Annotated in this window: 20 protein-coding genes and 1 pseudogene; all 21 read left to right on the top strand. The window is 43.3% G+C overall.

The window, feature by feature from the left end:
* The first annotated feature begins 103 nt into the window (after positions 1 to 103).
* The gene (gene yhbY / locus O3627_RS04545; RefSeq protein WP_002896287.1) at positions 104 to 415 is read left to right on the top strand and encodes a ribosome assembly RNA-binding protein YhbY; all 312 of its coding nucleotides are present in this window, start codon (positions 104 to 106) and stop codon (positions 413 to 415) included.
* Positions 416 to 443: 28 nt separating this feature from the next.
* Entirely contained in the window at positions 444 to 1,076 is a 633-nt protein-coding gene (locus tag O3627_RS04540; RefSeq protein WP_002907109.1) for a nicotinate-nucleotide adenylyltransferase, read from the top strand.
* On the top strand, positions 1,073 to 1,672 hold the full coding sequence (yqeK, locus tag O3627_RS04535) for a bis(5'-nucleosyl)-tetraphosphatase (symmetrical) YqeK (RefSeq protein ID WP_125381926.1): 600 nt from the start codon (positions 1,073 to 1,075) through the stop codon (positions 1,670 to 1,672). Before O3627_RS04540 ends, yqeK begins: the two co-directional genes overlap by 4 nt.
* Positions 1,669 to 2,172 carry a cysteine hydrolase family protein gene (locus tag O3627_RS04530; RefSeq protein ID WP_125381924.1) on the top strand — a complete coding sequence of 168 codons (504 nt, stop codon included), beginning with the start codon at positions 1,669 to 1,671 and terminating at the stop codon, positions 2,170 to 2,172. Before yqeK ends, O3627_RS04530 begins: the two co-directional genes overlap by 4 nt.
* 9 nt (positions 2,173 to 2,181) lie before the next feature.
* The gene (gene rsfS, locus O3627_RS04525) at positions 2,182 to 2,547 is read left to right on the top strand and encodes a ribosome silencing factor (protein WP_045772873.1); all 366 of its coding nucleotides are present in this window, start codon (positions 2,182 to 2,184) and stop codon (positions 2,545 to 2,547) included.
* A gap of 74 nt (positions 2,548 to 2,621) precedes the next feature.
* Complete coding sequence (locus tag O3627_RS04520; RefSeq protein ID WP_048772590.1) at positions 2,622 to 3,356, top strand: class I SAM-dependent methyltransferase; 735 nt, start codon at positions 2,622 to 2,624, stop codon at positions 3,354 to 3,356.
* Between the two features lies 1 nt (position 3,357).
* Positions 3,358 to 4,452 carry a nucleotidyltransferase gene (locus O3627_RS04515; RefSeq protein ID WP_048772591.1) on the top strand — a complete coding sequence of 365 codons (1,095 nt, stop codon included), beginning with the start codon at positions 3,358 to 3,360 and terminating at the stop codon, positions 4,450 to 4,452.
* A 205-nt stretch (positions 4,453 to 4,657) separates the two neighbouring features.
* Positions 4,658 to 5,461 (top strand): DUF6612 family protein, encoded by an 804-nt coding sequence (locus O3627_RS04510; RefSeq protein ID WP_125381922.1) that lies wholly within the window; start codon positions 4,658 to 4,660, stop codon positions 5,459 to 5,461.
* Between the two features lie 241 nt (positions 5,462 to 5,702).
* Entirely contained in the window at positions 5,703 to 6,068 is a 366-nt protein-coding gene (locus O3627_RS04505; protein WP_185756105.1) for a hypothetical protein, read from the top strand.
* A gap of 239 nt (positions 6,069 to 6,307) precedes the next feature.
* A complete protein-coding gene (locus tag O3627_RS04500; RefSeq protein ID WP_061592138.1) occupies positions 6,308 to 7,024 on the top strand; it encodes a YebC/PmpR family DNA-binding transcriptional regulator in 717 nt (238 codons plus the stop codon).
* A gap of 123 nt (positions 7,025 to 7,147) precedes the next feature.
* Complete coding sequence (locus O3627_RS04495; RefSeq protein WP_185756088.1) at positions 7,148 to 8,254, top strand: DUF4352 domain-containing protein; 1,107 nt, start codon at positions 7,148 to 7,150, stop codon at positions 8,252 to 8,254.
* 112 nt (positions 8,255 to 8,366) lie between these two features.
* Positions 8,367 to 9,512: a M20 peptidase aminoacylase family protein gene (locus O3627_RS04490; RefSeq protein WP_125381919.1), complete on the top strand. Its 1,146-nt coding sequence runs from the start codon at positions 8,367 to 8,369 to the stop codon at positions 9,510 to 9,512.
* 115 nt (positions 9,513 to 9,627) lie between these two features.
* A complete protein-coding gene (locus O3627_RS04485) occupies positions 9,628 to 10,455 on the top strand; it encodes an amino acid ABC transporter substrate-binding protein (protein WP_125381918.1) in 828 nt (275 codons plus the stop codon).
* Between the two features lie 116 nt (positions 10,456 to 10,571).
* The gene (locus O3627_RS04480) at positions 10,572 to 11,954 is read left to right on the top strand and encodes a M20/M25/M40 family metallo-hydrolase (protein WP_125381916.1); all 1,383 of its coding nucleotides are present in this window, start codon (positions 10,572 to 10,574) and stop codon (positions 11,952 to 11,954) included.
* 16 nt (positions 11,955 to 11,970) lie between these two features.
* Positions 11,971 to 12,564 (top strand): MptD family putative ECF transporter S component, encoded by a 594-nt coding sequence (locus tag O3627_RS04475; protein WP_111676255.1) that lies wholly within the window; start codon positions 11,971 to 11,973, stop codon positions 12,562 to 12,564.
* A gap of 31 nt (positions 12,565 to 12,595) precedes the next feature.
* Positions 12,596 to 13,441: an S-adenosyl-l-methionine hydroxide adenosyltransferase family protein gene (locus tag O3627_RS04470; protein WP_002896272.1), complete on the top strand. Its 846-nt coding sequence runs from the start codon at positions 12,596 to 12,598 to the stop codon at positions 13,439 to 13,441.
* An 11-nt stretch (positions 13,442 to 13,452) separates the two neighbouring features.
* Entirely contained in the window at positions 13,453 to 13,995 is a 543-nt protein-coding gene (locus tag O3627_RS04465) for an ECF-type riboflavin transporter substrate-binding protein (protein WP_002907093.1), read from the top strand.
* A gap of 135 nt (positions 13,996 to 14,130) precedes the next feature.
* The gene (locus O3627_RS04460) at positions 14,131 to 14,328 is read left to right on the top strand and encodes a hypothetical protein (RefSeq protein WP_125381915.1); all 198 of its coding nucleotides are present in this window, start codon (positions 14,131 to 14,133) and stop codon (positions 14,326 to 14,328) included.
* Positions 14,312 to 14,509, top strand: coding sequence for a helix-turn-helix transcriptional regulator (locus tag O3627_RS04455; protein WP_002896268.1), 198 nt, complete (start codon positions 14,312 to 14,314; stop codon positions 14,507 to 14,509). The genes O3627_RS04460 and O3627_RS04455 overlap by 17 nt, the downstream gene beginning before the upstream one ends.
* A 14-nt stretch (positions 14,510 to 14,523) precedes the next feature.
* Positions 14,524 to 15,015: a DUF6773 family protein gene (locus tag O3627_RS04450; RefSeq protein WP_125381913.1), complete on the top strand. Its 492-nt coding sequence runs from the start codon at positions 14,524 to 14,526 to the stop codon at positions 15,013 to 15,015.
* A gap of 8 nt (positions 15,016 to 15,023) precedes the next feature.
* Positions 15,024 to 15,203: pseudogene (locus O3627_RS04445) on the top strand (DUF6773 family protein); the annotation flags it as partial.
* Between the last annotated feature and the right edge of the window lie 90 nt (positions 15,204 to 15,293).

Raw genomic sequence — 15,293 nt, 5'->3', positions numbered from 1 at the left:
CAAGAAACCAAGGGGAATAAATTCCCTTAAAATAAGGAAGGAAAAGGCCATGAGCAGTGGGGAGACAAGCAAGTCCCAACTGACTCAGGCCTTATAGAAGAACATGACACTAACATCAAAACAACGCGCCTTTCTCAACAGTCAGGCACACAGTCTCAAACCTATCATTCAGATTGGGAAAAATGGACTCAATGACCAAATCAAAACCAGCGTCCGTCAGGCACTGGACGCACGAGAACTGATCAAGGTTACGCTCTTGCAGAATACAGATGAGAATATCCATGAAGTTGCTGAGATTCTGGAAGAGGAAATCGGAGTGGATACGGTGCAGAAGATTGGCCGGATCTTGATTCTCTACAAGCAGTCCAGCAAAAAGGAAAATCGCAAACTCTCTGTCAAAGTCAAGCAAATTTAAGGAAAAATTTCTGTGGAGATGTCAGCCTATGGCTATTGAATTACTAACCCCCTTTACCAAGGTGGAATTAGAACCAGAAGTTAAAGATAAAAAACGCAAGCAGATTGGTATTTTAGGCGGGAATTTCAATCCTGTCCACAATGCTCATTTGGTCGTGGCGGATCAGGTCCGGCAACAGTTGGGCTTGGATCAGGTTCTGCTCATGCCAGAGTACGAGCCGCCCCATGTGGATAAGAAAGAAACTATTGATGAGCAGCATCGGCTGAAAATGCTGGAGCTGGCTATTGAGGGCATTGAAGGACTAGGGATTGAAACCATTGAGCTGGAGCGCAAGGGAATTTCTTACAGCTACGACACCATGAAGCTACTGACAGAGCAACATCCAGATACGGACTATTACTTTATCATCGGTGCGGATATGGTGGACTACCTGCCCAAGTGGTACCGGATTGATGAGCTGGTTGAGCTGGTTCAGTTTGTCGGTGTTCAACGACCGCGCTACAAGGCGGGGACTTCTTACCCTGTCATCTGGGTGGATGTCCCCCTTATGGATATTTCCTCCAGTATGGTGCGGGATTTTCTGGCTCAGGGACGGACTCCTAATTTCCTGCTGCCTCAGCCGGTCTTAGACTATATTGAGAAAGAAGGGCTTTACCTATGACCTATGAAAGTTATATCAGTATGAGTCGTGAGGCCTTACTGGCTAAGATGGAAACTGTCATGCCTGAGAAACGCCTGCGGCATTGTCTAGGTGTGGAAAAGGCTGCCCGTGAATTAGCGGAGCGCTTCAGTCTTGACGTCGAAAAAGCGGGTCTGGCAGGACTCCTACATGACTATGCTAAAAAGGTCTCGGACGAGGATTTTCTGGCCTTGATTGATAAATGTCAGCTGGATCCTGACTTGAAAAACTGGGGCAATAATATCTGGCATGGCATGGTGGGCATTTACAAGATTCAGGAAGATTTAGGCATCGAAGATGCAGAGATTCTCCGAGCCATCGAGATTCATACAGTGGGGAGTAGCACCATGTCTGAGCTGGACAAGGTGGTCTACGTAGCTGACTACATTGAGCACAACCGAGACTTTCCGGGAGTGGATAAGGCTAGAGAGCTGGCTCAACGGTCGCTTAATCAGGCTGTGTCCTACGAAACAGCAAGGACAGTAGAGCATTTGGCTCACAAAGGAATGCCCATCTATCCGCAGACCTTGGAGACTTATAATGCCTTTGTAGGATATTTGAAGGAAATAGAAGAATGAAAACAGCTCTAATCATTATAGATGTGCAAAATATCTTAGTGGAGACAGGTTTTCAGTCTGATAAAATGATGGATAAAATTTCCTTTCTGCAGCATCAGGCTAGGAGTAAAGGTGCCGAAATTATCTATATTCAGCATATTGAAAATCCAGAAGATAGTGCATTGGAAGATTGGCAGCTGTCTCCTCTCTTGAATCGAAAATCAGACGAAAAAGTCTTTCAGAAGAAGTATAATAGTATATTTAAAGAGACAGATTTGAAGGATTACTTGGATAAAGAAGATATTGGTCGTCTAGTTTTATGTGGAATGCAGACAGAATATTGTGTAGATGCATCAGTTAAAGTTGGATTTGAATTTGATTATAAACTTGTCATTCCAGAAGGTGCTTTTACAACTTTTGATGGAGAAGAGGCTTCGGCAGAAAAAATAAATACTTTTTACCAAAAAATTTGGGACGGACGTTTTGCGGATGTTCTAGACTACAAAAACATTTTTAATTAAAGAGGAACTATGAAAGAACAAGAATTATTGGAACTGGTCGTGAAGGCGGCCGATGAAAAGCGTGCAGAAGATATTGTAGCTTTGGACTTGCAAGGTCTGACTACTGTAACAGATTACTTTGTCATCGTCAGCTCTATGAACAGTCGTCAGCTGGATGCAGTAGCTGAAAATATCCGTGAGAAAGCTGCTGAAGCAGGTGTTTCTGCTGGCCATGTTGAGGGAGACGCAGCTGGCGGCTGGGTGCTCTTAGACTTGGGCGGCGTGGTCGTCCATGTCTTTTCAGAGGAAATGCGGGCGCATTACAATCTGGAAAAACTCTGGCACGAAGCAACTGGTGTGGATGTTGCAGCCTTATTGGAAGAAAAAAACAAGTGATTTTTTGCCCTTAGGCAGAAAGCAGAATTCGGCTCAGTCAGCCTGCTGGCTGGGCTGTTTTTGAAAGGAAAAGTATGGCAACTTATGAAACCTTCGCGTCGGTTTACGATGCGATTATGGATGATTCTTTGTATGAAAAGTGGACGGATTTCAGCCTGCGTCATTTTCCCAAGGATAAGAAAAAGCTGCTGGAGCTGGCCTGTGGAACGGGCATTCAGTCTATTTATTTTAAGCAAGCTGGTTTTGATGTGACGGGGCTGGATCTGAGTCAGGAAATGCTGGAGTTGGCAGAAAAGCGTAGCAGAGAGACTGGTTTGGACATTCCCTTTATACAAGGGAATATGCTGGATTTGAGTGGCGTCGGTCAGTTTGATTTGGTGACTTGTTATTCGGACTCGATTTGCTATATGGAAGACGAAGTCGATGTCGGTCAGGTTTTCATTCAAGTCTACCAGCATCTAAATGAAGGGGGCCGCTTTATCTTTGATGTGCACTCGATTTACCAGATTGACGAGGTTTTTCCAGACTATTCTTATCATGAAAATGCTGAAACCTTTGCTATGGTCTGGGATTCTTATGCGGACGAACCGCCTCATTCCATCGTGCATGAGCTGACCTTCTTTGTCCAAGACGAAGATGGGCGCTTCACGCGCCATGATGAGGTGCATGAGGAGCGGACCTATGAGATCCTGACCTATGATATCTTGCTGGAGCAGGCTGGCTTTAAGAATGTCAAGGTTTATGCGGACTTTGAGGACAAGGAGCCGACTGACAAGAGCGTTCGCTGGTTCTTTGTGGCGGAGAAATGAGATGACAGTTACCGGTATTATCGCAGAGTTTAATCCTTTTCATAATGGGCACAAATATCTGCTGGAGCAGGCTTCTGGTCTGAAAATTATCGCTATGAGTGGTAATTTTGTTCAGCGAGGGGAGCCGGCTATCGTGGACAAGTGGACTCGGGCACAGATGGCTTTGGAAGCTGGAGCGGATCTGGTCCTTGAGTTGCCTTTCTTAGTCAGCGTTCAGGCGGCAGACTTTTTCGCTAAGGGGGCAGTAGACATCTTAGAGAGACTGGGCATTGATCATCTAATGTTTGGAACTGAGGAAGTGCTGGACTATGAGAGTATTTCCAAGGTCTATGGTGAAAAGGCAGAGCAGATGGAGGCTTACCTGGCTGGACTGCCTGACTCCCTATCCTATCCCCAGAAGACTCAGGCTATGTGGCAGGAGTTTGCAGGGCTCAATTTCTCAGGCTCTACGCCCAACCATATCTTGGGCTTGGCCTATGCCAAAGCTGTGGCGGGAAAAACTATAAAGTTGTACCCGATTCAACGTCAGGGCGCTGGTTATCATTCCTTATCAGCTAATCAGGGATTTGCTTCCGCAACTGCCCTTCGTCAGAATCTGGATCAGCCAGACTTTCTCAAAAAATTCACTCCGGCTTATGACTTGCTCGAGACGGCAGCAAAGGTGACTTGGGCAGACCTCTTTCCTTATCTTCGTTACCAGATAGTGACCTGTCCGGATTTAACAGACTTTTATCAGGTCAATCAGGAGTTGGCCGTCAGGATTAGAGTGGCCTTGAAAAGCAGTGAGACCATAGGAGAGCTAGTTGAGCAGGTAGCAACCAAGCGCTATACCAAGGCTAGGGTTCGGCGTCTGCTGACCTATATCCTAGTCGGAGCTAGGCAAGAAGAGCTTCCGTCAGGTGTTCATATTTTAGGCTTTTCCGAGCAGGGGCGCCAGCATTTGTCCCAGCTTAAGGGAAAAGTTGAACTAGTCAGCCGTATCGGCAAGGAGCCATGGGATGGTCTAACCCAGCAGGCTGATAAGGTCTATCAACTAGGCAACTCTGCACTTAGGGAACAGAATTTTGGACGGGTTCCGATTATGAGAGACAAGTAAGGCTGAATGTTCAGCCTTTTTGCTTTGTTTGCGACGGTAAATAAAAAATGGTATAATAAACAAATAAATTTGTTTTCACTAAGGAGCATGATTTGCTTTTTAGCGGTTTGACTGTAGGTATGAAAGCTAGCATTCGGTCAATAAAACATTGCTGTGCTGATTGAATGCTTATCTTTCCTATCCATGTTTCAAAGGAGGAAGACTCATGAAATTCAAAAAGATTACCTTTATGGCACTTACAGCTTTACTGACGCTTAGTTTAGGTGCTTGTAGCTTGATTGGGCAGAAGCATTCTCAAAAGAATCAAGGTGGGACTGAGAATAGCTCCCGTGAGAGCCAGAAGAATACTTCTTCTGACGATATTGAAGAACTCTTGGAGAAAGCAGAAACTGCGAATGAAGATCTAACTTCAATGAAAATGAAGGTGAAATTATCTATCACTGTAGATGATTCCAATAAAACTCAAACGATGAGCGGGGATCTTCTCTATGATAAAAGCACGGATGAGCTGGCCAAGGGGCATTTAATCATAGATGGAAAAGAGAGCGGTCAGGAGAGTTATCAAGAAGCGATTATGCCAGGCGGAGAGAATAAACTTTTGTATACTCGTTCTTCTAAAAATGGAACATGGTCTAAGCAAGAAATGGGAAGCGGAGCAGATTATTATGTTCAGCCCGATTATTTCAAACTCATGGATGGCTTTTATCAAATGGCTGATGATGTCACTGTAAAGGAAAGCGGTGATGAATATATCTTTAAATTAAGCAGTAAAAACGCTGACTTGCTGGGGCTTTTTGGTGAAGAATTCAAACTAGAGCTAACAGGTGTTACTCAGGCTGATATGGATAAGAAGTTAGAAGTACGCTTGGATAAAAAGACCTTATTCTTAAAAGACTTTAAGCTAGGTCTATCTTATAAGGGTGAAGAAGGTAGTTTGGATGTTCAAACAGATACTCAATATTCTGACTGGAATAAGGTAGAGGAAGATGAATTTAAAGCGCCTCAGTAAAGCATAAGCAGAATTATTTCTAAAGAATTAGCTGAGAAAGAAAGGAAAAGTCATGCCTTTATTGTTTGCTTTTCGCTATCGTAGAGGATTCTATTTGACTATAGTCATCTTGGCATCTGTCTTTTTAGCCTTAAGCATTATTTTTGGAATTTTAGCTTACTTTATACTATTTTCTTTCGAAAAGGCCATGCCTGGAGCAGGAATACGCACGTTCAGTTTGCCTTTTATACTTGCTTTTTTCATGACTGCTATAGTCGAAATCTTTGCAATAGTCCATGCGGGGCGCAAGCTGAGTAAAAAGTGCTTTGTTCTTGCGGGAACAGAATGGGGCTTGAGCGTGCGAGGTGCTTTCTTGAAAGAGCATAGCTTTGCTTGGAATCAGCTAGAAAGCATCTTTTACCGGCCGGCTTGGGGCAGAACTTCTGATGGGCAGCCTTCTTTTCGACTGGGGGTCAGGCGCTATCGGAGAGACTACCTATATGTCAAGCCTTATCATGGCAAGTCCATCCGAGTAGATGTCACATTTTTGGATGGCAGAATAGAGGATGTTTTTGACTGCTTAAGCAGGTGCAAACCCGATTTGCCTATTGTGAAAAATTATCAGTGATATTTTTGATGGATTTCGCAAAGGTCCGTTATGACAGACCTGCCGGTTTCGGGAAATAGAATGTACCGTCCAGTTGCTCTTTTGGCGACTGGATTTTTTATGGAATAGAAATAGGTGTAAAGTTAAAGAAACCAAGCTGGTTCTTCTAAAAGCTATCATTTTTTCTTAGTGATTTTTCTGATTCCCTGTGTTATAATAAGAAAGATTAAAAATGTAATTTATCAAAAGGAGAATCTCCAATGGGACGTAAATGGGCCAATATTGTGGCAAAGAAAACGGCCAAAGACGGCGCAAACTCAAAAGTGTATGCTAAGTTTGGTGTAGAAATCTATGTAGCGGCTAAAAAAGGTGATCCAGATCCAGAGTCTAACACAGCTTTGAAATTTGTTATTGACCGAGCTAAGCAGGCTCAGGTGCCGAAGCATGTTATTGACAAAGCTATTGATAAGGCAAAAGGAAACACCGACGAAACCTTTACTGAAGGCCGCTATGAAGGATTTGGGCCAAACGGTTCTATGCTGATTGTCGATACTCTGACTTCAAATGTCAATCGGACTGCAGCCAATGTTCGTGCTGCTTTTGGTAAAAATGGCGGTAATATGGGAGCTAGCGGCTCTGTATCTTATCTTTTTGATAATAAAGGCGTGATTGTCTTTGCGGGTGACGATGCCGACAGCGTCTTTGAACAGCTGCTGGAAGCGGATGTGGATGTTGATGATGTTGAAGCAGAAGAAGGAAGCATCACTGTCTATACAGTGCCAACTGACCTTCACAAGGCTATCGTGGCTCTGCGTGAATCTGGCATTCAAGAATTCCAAGTAACCGAGCTGGAAATGATTCCTCAGTCTGAAGTAGAGTTGACTGGTGAAGACCTCGAAACCTTTGAAAAACTTTATAGCGTTTTGGAAGACGACGAAGATGTCCAAAAAATCTATACGAATGTAGATGGATTCTAAAGATACTTGACCTGTAGTTGGAGCTACAGGTTTTTCTGTGATGAGAAGCCTCAAACTGTATTTACCAGCGCAGCTAAGTATGGTAAAATAGAAAGGTCATATTATTAAGTTATTAAGGAGACAATGATGAAAAAAGTATTTCAATACACAACCTTGCTTTTAGCAGGAATGAGCTTAACTGCCTGTGCCTTGCTTCCGACTCCAAATCAGGATCTTACAAGTAAGCAAAGTCAGGAGAAGAAGGACAAGAAAGTAGCCAGCAATGGACAGGTAGATATCAAGATTAAGGACGGCCAGTTTATTTTGCCAAGCAACGGGGCCGCTGATTCAAAATACTTGGCTTTGTCATTGGAAATTAAGAATAAAACGGATGAAAAAATTATGATTTCCTCCTCAGACATTGGTTTCTACGATTTAGAAGGTGAGAAAATCCAACCGGTCGGAGTTTATGATGATGCAGAAAACTTTAAAATACTAAAATATGAAGATTTAGCTAAGGGAAAGACTCTGTCTGGTTATCTTGTATTTAAGGTTGAAAAGGATAAAAAATATGAACTGCACTATGAGAAGAAAACTTATGATGCTGATGAGAAAAGCAAAGAAATCAAGCTAAATGTTGATCCTTCGAGTTATCCTGATCAAATCGAAGATTCAAAGAAATTAGCTTCTGATTATCTGAATGCCGTTTTCTTAGGTGGAGACGCCAAAAGCAAAGACAAGGCAAAGTCATCCAAGGGCAAGGAAGATTTTGTCTTAGGCGGTAATTTGGAGCAAGATAAAAATGATTTTAGAGCAGCTTTTGCTGAAGACTTCAAACGTAAATTGCATGACTATCCCTTTACTGATAAGGAAGTCAATGCCTTTATCGATGCCTATGTGGAAAATAATGCAAAACGCTCCGAAATTTCTTATACAGTAGCCCAGTACATGCCGAATGAGATAGTGATCAAGATTAAACCGAGAACGGTCAGTCTAAGCAAAACCATCCTGAACTACAGTAAAGAGTTTTCTGATAAGCATCGTTCTGAGTATGCGAATCTTTCGGAATTCTATAAAGCACAAGATAAGAATTATGCTGATGACATGATGGCTGGATTGGACTCACGGCCGCTTCTCACCCCAGAACGAGATTATCAGCTGAAATTTGTCAAGACAGATGGCAAATGGGTCTTGGAGCGTGATTTTTCTTATGAATCCATTGTCATTTCTTTCGAAGGCGATATCTCATAATAGCAAAATTAGAGGGCTAATTATTGATTATTTGCTCTCTATTTTTGTATCCGCGTCCAGCTTTGTGCTATACTGGTTGATAGATAGGTGTATTCGAGTAAAGGAGTCGGCCATGAAAAAATTTTATGATAAACTGATGCAAACGCGGCATTATCTTCATCAGCATCCAGAGCTGTCTGGGCAGGAATTTGAAACGACGGCTTTTCTAAAAGGCTATCTGGAAGATTTGGAGATTAGGATTTTGGAATCCGGTCTGAAAACGGGCTTGGTTGCCGAGATTGGCTCTGGCAAGCCGGTTATTGCCCTGAGGGCTGATATCGATGCTCTGCCCATTTTGGAGCGGACAGGTCTACCTTATGCCAGTCAGAATTCAGGCGTCATGCACGCTTGCGGCCATGATTTTCATCAGACCAGCCTTTTGGGGGCAGCGGAGCTGCTCAAGGCTATGGAAGGAGATTTGAGAGGGACAATCCGTCTGATTTTCCAGCCGGCTGAGGAAACTTCTCTGGGAGCCAGTCAGGTACTTGCGACTGGTTTGCTGGACAATGTGTCTGCGATTATCGGCTTTCACAATATGCCCCAGCTTAAGGCGGGGCAGCTGGCACTTAAAGCTGGAGCCATGATGGCTGGGGTTGAGAAGTTCAAGGTTGAAGTAGAAGGTGTCAGCAGCCATGCGGCTAGACCGGATTTGGGGGTTGATACAGTATTGACCTTGACTAGTATGATTCAAAACCTGCAGGCTCTAGTGGCTCGCACAGTGTCTCCTTTTGAAGCAGCTGTCTTATCTGTGACTCATATCGAAGCAGGAGCAACCTGGAATGTACTGCCGCAGTCGGGCTTTTTTGAAGGGACGATTCGCAGCTTCAATCCGACCTTGCAGCAGCGTCTCAAGGAAGACTTTATCCGAATTGTAGAGAATACAGCGGAGAATTTTGGTGCTCAAGTCAGGATTTCTTGGGACCATACACCGCCAGTGACCTATAATGATCCCGAATTGGCTGATCTGCTCTATGAGCACTCACAGAATCTGGCTAAGGTCCTGCCTGCCAGTCCATCCTCGGCTGGAGAAGATTTTGCCTTTTATCAGGAGAAGCTTCCAGGCGTCTTTGCCTTTATCGGCTCAAATGGTGCGGAAAATGCTCCTGACCTCCATCACGACAGCATGGTCATTGACGACGAAGCCTTCAAAGTTTCCGTTCCTTACTATGTCGAAAGTGCCCTCTTTCTCTTGCAGTACTACAGGCAGAAAGTCAAGTAAATGACTGCCTCAAAGCTGATAAAGAAAAGCTATCACCTCCATAAAAAATATATAATGGTCAAGTTTCTCCTTATTTGATATGATAAAGAAAGACTTTTTAGGAGGAATTCGAAATATGAACCTGAAGAAAACCTTGAAATACTTCTCTCTAGCAGCCGTCAGTGTCTTGGCCCTTGGTGCCTTGGTGGCTTGCTCATCATCAAGTGAGAAGAAAACAGAGAAAACAAAGGTAGAAGTCGGAACAGTGGGAACGACCAAACCATTTTCATACGAGGATAAAGACGGTAAACTGACTGGCTACGATATCGAAGTCCTTCGTGCTATCTTTAAGGACTCAGACAAGTATGAAGTCAATTTCAATAAGACCAAGTGGGCTTCTATCTTTTCAGGTCTGGACAGTGACCGTTACCAGATCGGTGCCAATAATATCAGTTATTCCGAGGAACGGGCTAACAAATATCTCTATGCTAGTCCATATGCGAAAAATCCAACAGTTTTAGTTGTCCGTAAGGGTGAGGGAATCAAATCGCTTGATGACATTGGCGGCAAGTCTACTGAGGTTGTTCAGGGGACTTCAACAGCTCAGCAACTAGAGGACTATAACAAGGAACATAGCGATAATCCGACAAAAATCAATTATACGGACGGCACCATTCAGCAAATCTTGGCCAATCTCAATGACGGCCGTACGGACTATAAGATTTTTGAGCGCATAACTGTAGAGTCTATTATCAAAGACCAAGGCTTGGATAATCTGGAAGTGATTGAACTTCCAAGCGACCAGCAGCCTTATGTCTATCCGATTATTGCAAGCGGTCAGGAAGACCTGCAAAAATTTGTCAACAAGCGAATCAAGGAACTCTATGAGGACGGTACGCTTGAAAAACTATCACAAGAATTCTTTGGCGGCTCTTACCTGCCAGATGCAAAAGACATCAAGTAAGAAATCCCATCAAGTCCAGTCTGCATTTGGCTGATTAGACTTTGATACAAGAAATACGATAAGGGCGGGGAAGCTGATTTCCCCAGCCCTTTATCTGCTGTTAATAGGAGTAACGCATGCCTTTCTCAACTGAGACTGAACAAATCAAGAAATTTGAAAACGACGAGGTAGCCCAGCACTATTTTGAAGTGCTGCGGACCTTGATTTCTAAAAAATCAATCTTTGCCCAGCAGGTTGGTCTTCAGGAAGTAGCCAATTATTTAGGAGAGATTTTTACAGCTGCAGGTGCCAAGGTCATGATTGACGACAGCTATACTGCTCCATTTATTTTGGCGGAGTTTCTTTCTTCAAATCCTGCTGCTAAGACTATTATTTTCTACAACCACTACGATACAGTGCCGGCAGACGATGACCAGCCATGGACAAATGATCCTTTTACATTGTCTGTTCATTATGGGGTTATGTATGGGCGAGGAGTGGATGATGACAAGGGGCACATTACTGCTCGTCTGACGGCTGTTCGCAAGTATATTCGAGAGCATGGTGATTTGCCAGTCAATATCATCTTTATGATGGAAGGGGCAGAAGAGTCTGCTTCGACAGATTTGGATAAATATCTGGCCAAGCATCGCAAACGCCTGCGAGGAGCGGATTTGCTGGTTTGGGAGCAAGGCAGCCGCAACAATCTTGGACAGCTAGAAATCTCAGGCGGTAACAAGGGAATTGTTACCTTTGACATGACGGTCAAAAGTGCAGATGTAGACATTCATTCCAGCTTCGGTGGTGTTATCAATTCAGCTTCTTGGTATTTGCTCAATGCTTTATCCAGCTTGCGCAGTCCAGACGGCCGCATTCTAGTTGAAGGCATTCATGAGCAGATTCAAGAGCCAAATGAACGAGAGCTGGCCCTAATTGAGGAATATGCCCTGCGGACTCCTGAAGAGTTGAGTCAGGTCTATGGCTTGAAATTGCCGGTTCTATTGGACGAGCGGAAGGCATTTCTCCGTCGCTTTTACTTTGAGCCTTCTCTAAATATTGAAGGTTTCGGATCAGGCTATCAAGGCCAAGGGGTTAAAACTATTTTACCTTCAGAGGCCCAGGCTAAGATGGAGGTTCGTCTGGTGCCTGGTCTGGAGCCAAAGGATGTGTTAGACAAGATTCGTCAGCAGCTGGACAAGAATGGCTATCCGGCTGTTGAACTGACCTATACCTTGGGAGAGATGAGCTATCGCAGCGACATGAGCGCACCATCCATTCTTAATCTTATCGAGCTGGCTAAAGATTATTATCAAGAGGGCGTCTCTGTACTGCCGACTTCAGCTGGAACTGGTCCGATGCACACGGTCTATGAAGCCTTGGAGGTTCCTATGGCAGCTTTCGGACTTGGAAATGCCAACAGCCGAGACCATGGCGGAGATGAGAATGTGAAAATTGCTGATTACTATACACATATAGAGCTCATTCAAGATTTGATTGGCAGTTACCGTCAAGCTAACTAGCGGGAAAGGAAGACTTATGCTATACTCTATAAGAAAAGACAAACTAAAGCAGGCTGGCTTCTTTTACCTCTTTTATTTTTTAGCCATGATCTTAGGCGTCTTGATTGGGCTTTTATTTGACCGCTCAGGCAATATGTTTTACGCTCCAGCTTTTACAGCTTTCTTTGGCGGAGTTCTGTTTATCTTCTATACTGAGAAAATAAAGACCTTCGGTCTGATCAGCGGCCTAGGTTGTCTGCTGGGTCTCTTCTTTCTGCTTAGTCGACATGGCTTTGGGGCCTTTCTACCTGGTTTGATTTGTGGTATTTTAGCGGATCTTATAGCTCGGTCAGGCGGCTATCAAAAGACTGTTAGAAGCTTGCTGGCTTTTATGGTTTTCAGCTTTAGCACAGCGGGTCCTATTTTCCTAATGTGGCTGGCACCCAAGCAGTACGAAGCTAGTCTTCTTGCCAGAGGAAAGACTCAGGCTTATATTGAGCAGGTCATGCTTAAGCCAGAACCTAGCTTAGTCCTCTGGTTTGTAGTTAGCATTTTACTGGGCGCTTTACTTGGATTCCTGTTAGGAAGGAAAATCCTTAAAGCTAGACTTTCCAAGTCAGCTTCAGTCTAAATATTATTGTAAATATAACTAAGGAGAAAACATGAACAATTTACTCGTACTCCAGTCGGACTTTGGTCTGGTAGATGGAGCTGTGTCAGCCATGATAGGAGTAGCGCTAGAAGAGTCGCCCACTCTGAAAATTCATCATCTGACTCACGATATCACCCCTTATAATATCTTTGAGGGAAGCTATCGTCTCTTTCAGACAGTTAATTACTGGCCAGCAGGAACGACCTTTGTGTCAGTAGTGGATCCGGGCGTTGGTTCCAAGCGTAAGAGTGTCGTAGCCAAGACTAAAAAGGGCCAGTACATCGTCACGCCTGACAATGGCACCCTGTCTTTCATCAAGAAGCATGTCGGCATTGAGGCCATTCGGGAAATTTCTGAAGTGGAAAATCGCCGTAAGGATACGGAGCATTCCTACACTTTCCACGGCCGTGATGTCTATGCCTATACAGGTGCCAAGCTAGCCAGCGGCCATATCAGCTTTGAAGAAGTTGGACCAGAGCTAAAAGTTGAAGACATTGTCGAAATTCAGGTAGTTGAGACCACGCTGGCGGAGAATTATGTCAGCGGAGCTATTGATATCCTGGATGTTCGCTTCGGCTCTCTCTGGACCTCTATTACCCGCGAGGAATTCTGCACCTTGAAACCAGAATTTGGCGACCGCTTTGAAGTTACTATTTACAATAATGACATGCTGGTCTATCAAAACCAAGTAACCTATGGCAAGTCCTTTGCGGATGTCCGCATCGGCCAGCCTATCCTCTATATCAACTCCCTCTATCGGGTTGGCTTAGCGATTAACCAAGGTTCCTTTGCTAAGGCCTACAATGTTGGTGTCGGTGCCCAGTGGCATATTGAAATCAAGAGAATTGAAAATTAAGGAAGAAGAAAATGAAAAATAATACAATCAGAAACGTAGTCGCAACAGGAATTGGAGCTGCCCTATTCGTGGTCATCGGAATGATCAATATCCCAACGCCTGTACCCAATACCAGTATCCAGCTCCAATACCCTCTGCAAGCTCTTTTTAGCGTCATCTTTGGACCAATTGTCGGTTTCCTGATGGGCTTCATTGGCCATGCCATTAAAGACGCTATGAGTGGTGGCGGACTTTGGTGGTTCTGGATTGCTGGCAGCGGAGTCTTTGGTCTATTGGTTGGTTTCTTTAGAAAATTCTTCCAAGTAGAAGATGGCAAATTTGAAGTCAAGGATATTATCCGCTTTAACTTGATTCAGTTTGGAGCCAATGCAATCGCTTGGCTAATCGGCCCGATTGGTGACGTGATTGTATCTGGTGAGCCGGTCAATAAGGTTATTGCTCAAAGTATTGTAGCAATTCTGGTGAATTCTGCGACAGTAGCAGTCATCGGTACAGTCTTGCTGACTGCTTACGCTCGCACCCGCACCCGCGCAGGAAGTCTGAAAAAGGATTGATTACATCAAAAATTGAAAGATTGGGAGAATTCCCAGTCTTTTTTTGTACAAAATAAAAAACAAAATGTAATTTATATATTGCATTATTTAAAATATATTGTATAATAGACTTATAAAAATGAAGGGAGAAGCGATATGAAATACATCAAAAATATATATTCACCACTTATTTGGCTTGTTTTGGGTATCATTTTTTTGGTTATAGGACTGAACAATCAAAATCAGACTTTTCTTATTTTTGCTGGCAGTGATATTACAATTGGTTGTGCACTTTTAGGCATAGCAACTAAGAAGAAAAATGATAAGGACGATGACCATGGCAAAAAATCTTAGACTAAAAATGGCACGAGCTGAGCATGATATGACCCAGGGGGACTTGGCAGATGCTATCGGAGTGACCCGCCAGACCATTGGCCTGATTGAGGCAGGTAAGTACAATCCCAGTCTCAGTTTATGCTTAGCGATTTGCAAATGTCTCAATAAGACGCTGGATCAATTGTTTTGGATTGAATAGAGAAAGGACTAGTCATGAAAATTAAACTTATTAAACGACAGATCTTGGACGAGCGGGAAGAGCAGCTGGTTAATAAGGCTGGTATGGAGGCTTTTAGTCTCTTCTTGTATGGTGGTTTAGCCTTATATGCTGGTTCTGTAGCTATGAATGCTAGAGCCATTAACTATCAGCCCTTCTTGGTTTTGATCATTATCGCCTGCTTATATTTCTTCTTTCGGGCTCAGTATCTGGGAGCCAATTATTACAATAGTTTCAGTCTGACTATTTGGGGTATAGCAGCTTGGACGGGGTCTCTAACTCTTTTGATTGCCTGCCAGAATTTCCAACTGAATCATGTTATTTATCATAACAGTGTTTTTCACCCCATGTTTCTATTTGTTATTTTTATTACGTTTGTCATTCACTTTCCCTTTATGCTGCTAGTCAATATTTTCTTGGAGTATATAAATAAATGGCAGAAAAAGCGATTTGAGAAGTATTTGGATCAGTTGGAAGAAGAGCGTTGACTTGTCCTTTGAATCATGTTATTTATCATAACAGTGTTTTTCACCCCATGTTTCTATTTGTTATTTTTATTACGTTTGTCATTCACTTTCCCTTTATGCTGCTGGTCAATATTTTCTTGGAGTTTATAAATAAATGGCAGAAAAAGCGCTTTGAGAAGTATTTGGACCAATTGGAAGAAGAGCGATAAGTTATCCTTCTCATTTAAACTTTCCAGCTCTGCTATTTTTCAAACAAATATTTTGCCCAGTTTTTTCAATCAGGTTATAATAAATAGATG

The organism is Streptococcus sp. 27098_8_82 (assembly GCF_041431615.1).
Taxonomy (GTDB): Bacteria; Bacillota; Bacilli; order Lactobacillales; family Streptococcaceae; genus Streptococcus; species Streptococcus sanguinis_K.
This window is presented reverse-complemented; position numbering and strand designations above follow the sequence as displayed.